Genomic DNA, 9,324 nt, shown 5'->3' on the forward strand with positions numbered 1-9,324 from the left:
AAAATGGTCCGCACGGCGGTCGATGCGCCGCGCGGCGTGACCGAATTCGACTATGCCGATCTCACAATGGCGCCGTCGCGTCTGGTTGCGCCGCCCCGCGTCGCGGCAGCGCCCGCGGCGCTTGAATGCCGGGTGACGGAGATCTTGCGGCCAAAGGCGCTGGACGGGACGCTGACCAGCGCCATCGTCGTTGCCGGCGAAGTCGTCGGTGTGCATATCGACGATGCATTCCTGAACGACGGCATCTTCGATATCGCCAAGGCGGGCAATGTCGGCCGTCTCGGCTACATGGATTATGCCAGCGTCAGCGAGATCTTTTCGATGCGCCGGCCTCGCTGGGGAAAGGATTAGGGCTGGAGAAAGATTAGGGCTGGCAAAAGATTAGGTGGAAATCCCTGCCGCCCTGGCTCGCGCCACAAGCCGCTCTGCCAGCCGCAGATGCGGCCGGTCGTACATTTTGCCATCGATGCCGACGACGCCGGGATTTCCAGCCGCCTCGAATGCCTGAACGATCGCCAGGGAGTGTTTCACCGCCTCGGTCGACGGCGTAAAGGCAGCGTTGATGACCGGCACTTGCGCCGGATGGACTGCCATCTTGCCGGTGAACCCGTCGCGCTCTGCCTCGGCGCATTCCGCCTCGAAGCCCGCCATGTGGCGAAAGTGCGGAAAAACCGTGTCGATCGCCGCGACTTCCGCGGCAGCCGCGGCAAGGATGGTCATGGTGCGTGCGAAGCGGAACACATCGGTGTAGCGGCCATTCTCGTCGCGGGCCGTGCGCGCACCGATTGCTGCCGACAGGTCTTCCGCACCCCAGGTCAAGCCGACAAGCCGCGCGCTTGCGTTGGCATAGGTCGCAGCCGCCAGCACGCCGGCAGCTGTTTCGGTGATGATCGGCAGGATTTTTATCTCACCATCCGGCAGCCCGCTTTCGGCCTCGTGCACCCTGAGCTTTGCCGAGAGATGCTGGACATCCTGTCCGCTATTCGACTTCGGCAGCATGATCCCGCGGGGTTTCACCGGCACGAGCGCCGCCAGATCGTCATCGGTCAGGCCGGTCGAGAGATCGTTGATGCGGACATAGATCGCGGATCTGGTTTGATGCCTGTGTTCGGGGATGAAGCGTGCGGCGATATCGCGTGCCAAGGCCTTGTTTTGTGGCGCGACCGAATCCTCGAGATCGACGATGACCACGTCGGCGCCGGCGTCAAACGCCTTTTCCAGCTTCTTTTCGGAATCGCCTGGAACGAACAGCAGCGAGCGCATCGGTCAGGCCGCCTTCTTCATCATCATTGCCTGCCTCGTGCATTTGGCGACGAGCACGTCGTTCTGGTTGTAGGCGCGGTGCTCGAACTCGACGATGCCGCGATCCGGTTTCGACCTGGAGTCGCGCACCGACATCACCGTCGTCTCGACGCGGATCGTGTCGCCGTGGAAGACCGGATGCGGAAACACCGTCTCCTTCATGCCGAGATTGGCGATGGTGGTGCCGACGGTGATGTCGTTCACCGAAATGCCGATCATCAGGCCCAGCGTGAACAGCGAATTGACCAGCGGCTTGCCCCATTCACTTTTGGCGGCGAAGTCGAAATCAATGTGCAGCGGTTGCGGGTTCAGCGTCATTACCGAAAACAGCATGTTGTCGCTTTCGGTGACGGTTTTCCGCAGCGTGTGCCGGAAGACATGGCCGACGACGAACTCTTCCAGATAAAGCCCGGCCATGCTCGATCTCCTCCGCTGCCGCATCGGCCTGAAAATCGGAATCGATGTTCGGAAAGCACGATGCGAAGATTCAAAGTGTTAGAGCGTACTTCTGTACGCCCCTCTAAGGGGTTGATAGGCGCTGCATACCGCGCTCGCAAGCCAGTTAACAAACATGGTGAACCGTTCGTAAACCATTTCTGCCTACGGTCTTCCTGGGGCGGGAACGGACTCGGGTTAGGGGCGTAGCGGACGGCATGGTTGTTTCGCATTTCCTGAAATGGATCTACACGGCCAAGGTTTCGGAGCGCGCCGCTGCGGCAGGCGCTCTGGCTCGCGCCTACATCAATGCCGATCTGCCTTTCGAGGATCGCTGCGCGGCGGAGGCCGCGCTGACGCTGCTGCTCGACGATGCCTCGTCGAAAGTGCGGCTGGCGATTGCAGAATCGCTGTCGATGAGCCATCACGCGCCGCTGCAGATCATCAGCGCGCTGGCGTCAGATCAACCGGAAGTTGCAAGCCTGGTGCTAGCACGTTCGCCGCTGCTCACCGATGCCGATCTGATCGACCGCGTTGCGGGTGGCCAAAAGGCGACGCAGAAACTGATCGCCGATCGTGCGCGCGTCTCCATGGCGGTTGCCGCGGCGATCGCCGAAATCGGCGAGCCGGAAGCCTGCGCCACGCTTCTCGCCAACAGCGGCGCCGACATCGCTTCGCTCAGCTTCCGCCGTATCGCCGAACGTCATGGCCATCTGCCTTCGGTGCGCGAAGCGCTGATAGCAGACGCGCGTCTGCCCGCCGACTGCCGGCATATGCTGCTGATAAAACTTGGTGAAACGCTTAAAGGCTCGCCGCTGGTGGTGGCGCTGATGGGCCGTGCCAGAACCGAGCGCGTCATGCGCGACGCCTGCGTCAAAGCTTCCATGACGCTGATCGAAGGCACGCGCCAGGAAGAACATGCGGCGCTCATCGAGCATCTGCGCCTGCGCGGCGACCTGACAGCAAGCTTCATCATTCGTACCATCGCGCATGGCAAGGTCGACTTCTTCGGCTCGGCGCTGGTCGCGCTCAGCCAGCAATCCGAACAACGGGTGAGGGCGCTGCTGGCCGGCGGGCATGACGTGGCGCTGCAGGCGCTGTTCCGCAGCGCCGGCCTTGCCGCGGCCACGCACGCGATCATCCTGCGCGCGCTAAAGATCTGGCGCGAGGTTGCCAATGGCAAGCGCCTGGCCGGCGTCCAGGAAGTGAGCTGGCTAATGCTGAAGGAATTGGGCGGGCAGTCCGCCGAAGGCGATCTCGCCGGATTGGTCAAATCGATCCATCTCGATGCGCTTCGCGAAAACGCGCGTGGCCATGCGCTGGCGATCGCTGCGGCCTGACACTCAAACGGACTGTCTGTGGTTTGCGCAACACCAGAAGCTCGGGCGTTCTACAACACCCGAGCGAGAAATCAGGACAGGCCGATAGTCAGAATCGGTAATTGACGCCGAACTTCACGGTTGAGAACTTTGCCGTGGCGCTGAAGTCCGAGCCGTCGCTGTCGTACCGCCAATCTCCGAGATCAGTGTAGAGGTATTCGACCTTGGCGGTCCATTGCTGCGTGATGCCGTATTCAATACCTGCGCCCACCGTCCAGCCGATCTGAGTCTCCTCGCCGTCCTGCAACGTGGGGGCATTTTGGATGCGTGCATCCACGCCTCCGATCGCCACACCACCAGTTACGTATGGCAGGATATTGTCGAAAGCATAGCCCGCCCTGCCGCGGATTGTGGCAAGCCAGTTGACTTCAGTCTCGCACGGGCCCGACCCGCAATTGAAGGTGTTGAACAAAGCTGGCCCGTGGGAACCGTCTATGCCCGACCAGGCAATGTCTGCCTCGACGCCAAGAACGTAATGGTCCACCTGGTAGTTGTAGCCCACGGCGACACCGCCGATGACCCCGTCGATGTCCAGATTTCCCGTCTCACCGGGCGGATTGAGATGTTCGGTGTCACCAAAACCGTAGCCGATAAATCCGCCCAAATAGGCGCCGCTCCAGTTGTAGGCCGACTCAACGGGTAGTGTATCAATCACAGCGTCGGCCGAGATTGCAACCTCGGATGAGCCAATAACGAGAATGGATGCGAGAAGAATCTTGCGCATAATTTGCCCCCTAATAATAGCAAACTACTACCTTAGACTGCAGGCTTTGGTCCATATGCGCGGTCTCTCTTCGAGTCGGTTGGACAACGGTTCCTCTTTGTTGTTGCAAATAGGACACAAAATTGCAGAAGTCGCCGGATTTCAAAGCAGCAGACGCAACTATTTCGGCGCTTTCAGCGCTGCTTGACATGCAAAGCGGCACCGGCTTGCTTCAATCGCGTTTCTAGTGCTTGTCACATTGATGGGATTACCCCTCCTTCGCGAAGAAATCCGGGAAATCCTTGATCGCGGCGGCGATCATGCGCAGCAAGGCCGCGATCTGCCAGCAACGATCGCCGTTTGCGGTCGCCGAGCAGAAGACGCTCAGATATCCAGCACTTCGGTCTCGGCGAATTCCGCACGTTCCTGGATGAAGCGGAAGCGGGCTTCCGGCTTGGTGCCCATCAGCGCGTCGACCGCATCCTTGGTCGCCGCCTCGGCCTCGATAACATCGACCCTGAGCAGCGTGCGCTTTGTCGGGTCCATGGTGGTTTCCTTGAGCTGGGCGGCCATCATTTCGCCCAACCCCTTGAAGCGGCCGATTTCGACCTTGCCGCGCCCGGTGAACTCGGTGTGCAGAAGTTCGTCCTTGTGCGCATCGTCGCGGGCATAGGCGACCTTGCCGCCTTGCCGGATCGAGTAGAGCGGTGGCACCGCCAGATAGAGATGGCCGCCGCGGACCAGGCTCGGCATCTCCTGATAGAAGAAGGTGATCAGCAACGAAGCGATATGGGCGCCGTCGACGTCGGCATCTGTCATGATGATGACCCGGTCGTAGCGCAGATCCTGGTCGCGGTACTTCGAGCGTGTGCCACAGCCAAGCGCCTGGATCAGGTCGGAAATCTGTTGGTTGCCGGCAAGTTTGTCGTTGCCGGCGCTGGCGACGTTGAGGATTTTGCCGCGCAGCGGCAGCACCGCCTGGCTGGCGCGGTCGCGCGCCTGTTTCGCCGAGCCGCCGGCCGAATCGCCCTCGACAATGAAGAGTTCTGCGCCCGCCGCGGCATTCTGCGTGCAGTCGGCGAGCTTGCCGGGCAGCCGCAGCTTGCGCACCGCGCTCTTGCGCGAGACTTCCTTTTCCTGGCGCCGGCGCACCCGCTCGTCGGCACGCGCGATCACCCATTCGAGCAGCTTCGAAGCTTCCTGCGGATTATCGGCTAGCCAGTGATCGAAGGGGTCGCGGATGGCGGTCTCGACGATCCTGATGGCTTCGATCGTGGCCAGCCTGTCCTTGGTCTGACCGACGAATTCCGGCTCGCGGATGAACACCGACAGCATGCCTGCCGCTGAGATCATGACGTCTTCCGACGTGACGATCGAAGCACGCTTGTTGCCGACCAGATCGGCATAGGCACGCAAGCCGCGCGTCAGGACGTTGCGGAAGCCGGCCTCGTGCGTGCCGCCTTCGCCGGTCGGAATGGTGTTGCAGTAGGAATTGAGGAACCCGTCGCCGCCGAACCAGGTCACCGCCCATTCGAGCGAACCGTGGCCGCCTTGCCTGTCGCTTTTGCCGGCAAAAATTTCGCGGGTGACCTGGAATTCGTCGCCGAGCGAGGCTTTCAGATAGTCCTTGAGGCCACCGGGAAAATGGAACTCGGCCTTAGCCGGCGTCGTGTCCTTCTCCTTGATCAGCGACGGATCGCAGGTCCAGCGGATCTCGACGCCGCCGAACAGATAGGCCTTCGAGCGCGTCATGCGGTAGAGCCGCGCCGGCTCGAATGCCGCACCCTTGCCGAAGATCTGCTCGTCGGGATGGAAGCGTATCCTGGTGCCGCGCCGGTTATGCACCTCGCCGAGTTGCTCCAGGCCGGTCACCGGAACACCGCGCGAAAAACGCTGGCGATAGAGCTGGCGCCCGCGCGCGACCTCGACCTCGAGATGGTCCGACAGTGCGTTGACGACGGAGACGCCGACGCCGTGCAGGCCGCCCGAGGTTTCGTAGACCTTGCTGTCGAACTTGCCGCCCGAATGCAGCGTCGTCATGATGACTTCGAGCGCCGGCTTCTTGAATTTCGGATGCGGATCGACCGGGATACCACGGCCATTGTCGGTCACCGCCAGATATCCATCGGCCGAAAGCTCGACATCGATGAAGGTCGCGTGGCCGGCGACCGCCTCGTCCATCGAATTGTCGATGACCTCGGCGAACAAATGGTGCATAGCCTTGTCGTCGGTGCCGCCGATATACATTCCGGGCCGCCGCCGCACCGGCTCCAACCCTTCCAGAACCTCGATGTCGGCGGCGCTGTAGCTCTCGCTGCCGTCGCGGGATGCCGGGCGCTTCGCCGCCTGCACCAGCGGGTCGGCCGGGCGAGCGGTGGCGCGAACCGGTTGCGACTGCTTGTCCATAGTGCCGAAAAGATCGTTGTTGTCGTCCATGCTGGTCCTGGATTGCGATGCTGCGAATCACCATCCGATACTGCCACGCTTTTTGCGGGCAGGCGACGGAGGTTCCTGTTACGTTCGAGGATAGGCCTCTTACTGCAAAACCATCCGGCAACCAAGCGGCGGAAATGGGTCGAAACTCCGGCCTTCAGGGGTGGTTTGCCGCATCAGCCACCCTCATTGCGTGTGCGCGGGAAATGAGGGGGCAGTCTGCGTCGCAATCGGCTGGTTCTATTCCGCCGCCCCTAGATATTCCGACAGCGGCGGGCAGGAGCAGACTAGGTTGCGGTCGCCGGCGACATTGTCGATGCGCGACACCGGCGGCCAGTATTTGGCTGATGTGTCGGCATCACCGGCGGGATAGGCCGCCTCCAGGCGCGAATAGGGATGGGTCCACTGGCCGGCCAGCGCCTCGGCCGCGGTATGCGGCGCATTGACCAGCGGATTGTCGGCCAAGGGCCATTCGCCTTTCGCCACCTTGGCTGCCTCGCCTGATATCGCGATCATCGCCTCGCAGAAGCGATCGAGTTCGCTCTTGGGCTCGGACTCGGTCGGCTCGACCATTAGCGTGCCGGCTACCGGAAACGACATGGTCGGCGCATGGAAACCATAATCGATCAGCCGCTTGGCGATATCGTCGACGCTGATGCCGGAGCTCTCCTTCAGTACGCGGGTGTCGAGGATGCACTCATGGGCGATGCGATCGTGCCTGCCCTTGTAGAGGAGCGGGAAGTGCGGCGCGAGCCGCGTCGCCACGTAGTTGGCGGAAACGATCGCCGTCTCGGTCGCCTGCTTGAGGCCGGAAGCGCCCATCATGCGGATATACATCCAGGTGATCGGCAGGATCGAAGCGCTGCCGAACGGTGCGGCCGACACGGCATGGCCCGAGCCTTCGGTGACGTGGCCGGGCAGATAAGGTCTCAGATGCGCCTTGACGCCGATCGGGCCGACGCCGGGACCGCCGCCGCCATGCGGGATGCAGAAGGTCTTGTGCAGGTTCATGTGGCAGACATCGGCGCCGATGTCGCCGGGGCGAGCGAGGCCGACCAAGGCGTTGAGGTTGGCGCCGTCGAAATAGACCTGGGCGCCATGCTCGTGAATGAGGGCGCAGAGGTGGCGCGCGCCTTCCTCGTATACGCCATGCGTCGAAGGATAGGTGAACATAAGCGCGGCGAGATTCTTGGAATGCTCATTGGCTTTGGCACTCATATCGTCCATATCGATATTGCCATCCTCGGTGCAGCGCACGACGACGACGCTCATGCCGGCCATCGCCGCACTCGCCGGATTGGTGCCATGCGCGGATGACGGGATCAGGCAGACGGTGCGGTGGCCTTCGCCGCGCGAGCGGTGATAGCCGCGAATGGCGAGCAGCCCGGCATACTCTCCCTGGCTGCCGGCATTGGGCTGCAGGCTGACCGCATCGAAGCCAGTGATCTCCGACAGCCAGCCTTCCAGTTCGCCAACCATCGCGCGATAGCCTGCCGAATGCCCGGCCGGCGCGAATGGATGCAGATTGGCGACGCTTGGCCAGCTCACCGGCATCATCTCGGCGGCGGCGTTGAGCTTCATCGTGCAGGAGCCGAGCGGGATCATGGCGCGGTCGAGCGCCAGGTCCTTGTCGGCCAGCCGGCGCAAGAAGCGCATCATCTCCGTTTCCGAGTGGTTTTCGTGGAAGACCGGCTGGCTGAGAAACGCCTTACCGCGTGGCTTGCCCGGAGTGGTGCTGGTGCCAGCAGCGCCTGCCTTGGCGCCGAACAGTGCTGCAATGGCGTCCAGATCGGCATCGGTCGAGGTCTCGTCGAAGCTGATGCCGATGTGGTCGGCGTCGATGACGCGCAGCAATCGGCCGGTCTTTTCAGCAGCGGCGGCGATCGCGCCGGCTCTGCCTTTCACTTCCACCGTCACCGTGTCGAAGCGGCTTCCGCCAAGCACCGAAATTCCTGACGCGGTGAGACCGGTCGCCAGCCGGTTGGCCAATGAATGGATTCGGCCGGCAATCGCCTGCAGCCCGGCAGGGCCATGCCAGATCGCATAGGCCGTCGCCATGTTGGCGAGCAGCGCCTGCGCGGTGCAGATGTTGGAGGTCGCCTTGTCGCGGCGGATGTGCTGTTCGCGCGTCTGCAAGGCGAGACGATAGCCGGGGCGGCCCTTGCTGTCAGTGGACTGGCCGACAAGGCGGCCGGGCATCAACCGCGTCAGCCTGTCGGAAACAGCGCAATAGGCGGCGTGCGGCCCGCCAAAGCCCATCGGCACGCCAAAGCGCTGCATCGGGCCGACGGCGATGTCGGCGCCAAGCGTAGCCGGCGCGTCGGTCAGCGTCAGGCCGAGCGGATCGGCAATGAAAACGACCAGCGTGCCGGTGGCGCGGGCCTTCTCGATTACCGCCTTGTGGTCGCCATAGACGCCAAACGTATCAGGCCAGGAAACCAGCAGAGCGGCGGTGTTGTCGTCGATCGTGTCGCCGTCGACCTCGATGCCGAGGGGCTCAGCGCGGGTGCGCACGACGTCGAGCGTCTGCGGGTGCGGCGTGCCGGCAAGCGCCACCTTGGTCCGCTTGTCGCGATGATGGCGCAATGCAATGCCGACCGCCTCGGCCACCGCCGTCGCCTCGTCGAGCAGCGAGGCCGACGCCACCGGCAGGCCGGTCAGCTCAGTGACCAAGGTCTGGAAATTGAACAGCATTTCGAGCCGGCCCTGGCTGATCTCAGCCTGGTAGGGAGTGTAAGCCGTATACCAGGCCGGGTTCTCGAACAGATTGCGCTGGATGACCGGCGGCACGTGGACGCCGTGGTAACCGGCACCGATAAAGCTCTTCAACACGGTATTTTTGGCCATCGTCGCCGAAAGCTCGGCCAGTGCCTCCGCTTCGCTCGCCGGGGCCGGCAAAACCAGCGGCCGGTCGAGCCGGATCGATCTCGGCACAGCCTGGCTGATCAGCGTCTCGACTGAGGGAACGCCGATCGTCGCCAGCATGGCTCTGACGTCATTGAGGTCGGGGCCAATATGGCGGGCCGAGAAGGCGTAGGGTGCTGCGGTCATCTTCCTGGTCCTGCTATCAAC

The 9,324-nt window shown here is 62.8% G+C and carries 6 protein-coding genes and 1 pseudogene; 2 read left to right on the forward strand and 5 right to left on the reverse strand.

Going from position 1 to position 9,324, the window contains the following annotated elements:
* Positions 1-351 (forward strand): annotated as a pseudogene (locus EOA86_RS10415) (flavin reductase); the annotation flags it as partial.
* Between the two features lie 30 nt (positions 352-381).
* On the opposite strand, the gene EOA86_RS10420 reads toward EOA86_RS10415, so the two are convergent.
* Together EOA86_RS10420 and EOA86_RS10425 are read right to left on the reverse strand one after the other, a co-directional pair.
* Positions 382-1,263, reverse strand: coding sequence for a CoA ester lyase (locus tag EOA86_RS10420; RefSeq protein ID WP_128341549.1), 882 nt, complete (start codon positions 1,261-1,263; stop codon positions 382-384).
* Positions 1,264-1,266: 3 nt separating this feature from the next.
* Positions 1,267-1,719: a MaoC family dehydratase gene (locus tag EOA86_RS10425; protein WP_065009464.1), complete on the reverse strand. Its 453-nt coding sequence runs from the start codon at positions 1,717-1,719 to the stop codon at positions 1,267-1,269.
* Between the two features lie 236 nt (positions 1,720-1,955).
* Between EOA86_RS10425 and EOA86_RS10430 the strand changes: the two genes are divergently transcribed.
* Positions 1,956-3,077 carry a DUF2336 domain-containing protein gene (locus EOA86_RS10430; protein ID WP_128341551.1) on the forward strand — a complete coding sequence of 374 codons (1,122 nt, stop codon included), beginning with the start codon at positions 1,956-1,958 and terminating at the stop codon, positions 3,075-3,077.
* Between the two features lie 88 nt (positions 3,078-3,165).
* Here the strand turns inward: EOA86_RS10430 and EOA86_RS10435 are convergent, their stop codons facing one another.
* The 3 genes from EOA86_RS10435 to gcvP all read right to left on the reverse strand — a co-directional run bounded on the left by EOA86_RS10435 (position 3,166) and on the right by gcvP (position 9,303).
* Positions 3,166-3,840, reverse strand: a complete 675-nt coding sequence (locus EOA86_RS10435; protein WP_127212158.1) for an outer membrane protein — start codon at positions 3,838-3,840, stop codon at positions 3,166-3,168.
* Between the two features lie 363 nt (positions 3,841-4,203).
* A complete protein-coding gene (gene parE, locus EOA86_RS10440; RefSeq protein WP_128341552.1) occupies positions 4,204-6,255 on the reverse strand; it encodes a DNA topoisomerase IV subunit B in 2,052 nt (683 codons plus the stop codon).
* Between the two features lie 237 nt (positions 6,256-6,492).
* On the reverse strand, positions 6,493-9,303 hold the full coding sequence (gene gcvP, locus EOA86_RS10445; protein ID WP_127211220.1) for an aminomethyl-transferring glycine dehydrogenase: 2,811 nt from the start codon (positions 9,301-9,303) through the stop codon (positions 6,493-6,495).
* Between the last annotated feature and the right edge of the window lie 21 nt (positions 9,304-9,324).

The organism is Mesorhizobium sp. M5C.F.Ca.IN.020.32.2.1 (assembly GCF_004023105.1).
GTDB lineage: Bacteria > Pseudomonadota > Alphaproteobacteria > Rhizobiales > Rhizobiaceae > Mesorhizobium > Mesorhizobium wenxiniae.

Coding starts and splice junctions, on each gene's coding strand:
- EOA86_RS10425 (WP_065009464.1), bottom strand. CDS start 1,719: ATGGCCGGGCTTTATCTGGAAGAGTTCGTCGTCGGCCATGTCTTCCGG.
- EOA86_RS10420 (WP_128341549.1), bottom strand. CDS start 1,263: ATGCGCTCGCTGCTGTTCGTTCCAGGCGATTCCGAAAAGAAGCTGGAA.
- EOA86_RS10435 (WP_127212158.1), bottom strand. CDS start 3,840: ATGCGCAAGATTCTTCTCGCATCCATTCTCGTTATTGGCTCATCCGAG.
- gcvP (WP_127211220.1), bottom strand. CDS start 9,303: ATGACCGCAGCACCCTACGCCTTCTCGGCCCGCCATATTGGCCCCGAC.
- parE (WP_128341552.1), bottom strand. CDS start 6,255: ATGGACGACAACAACGATCTTTTCGGCACTATGGACAAGCAGTCGCAA.
- EOA86_RS10430 (WP_128341551.1), top strand. CDS start 1,956: ATGGTTGTTTCGCATTTCCTGAAATGGATCTACACGGCCAAGGTTTCG.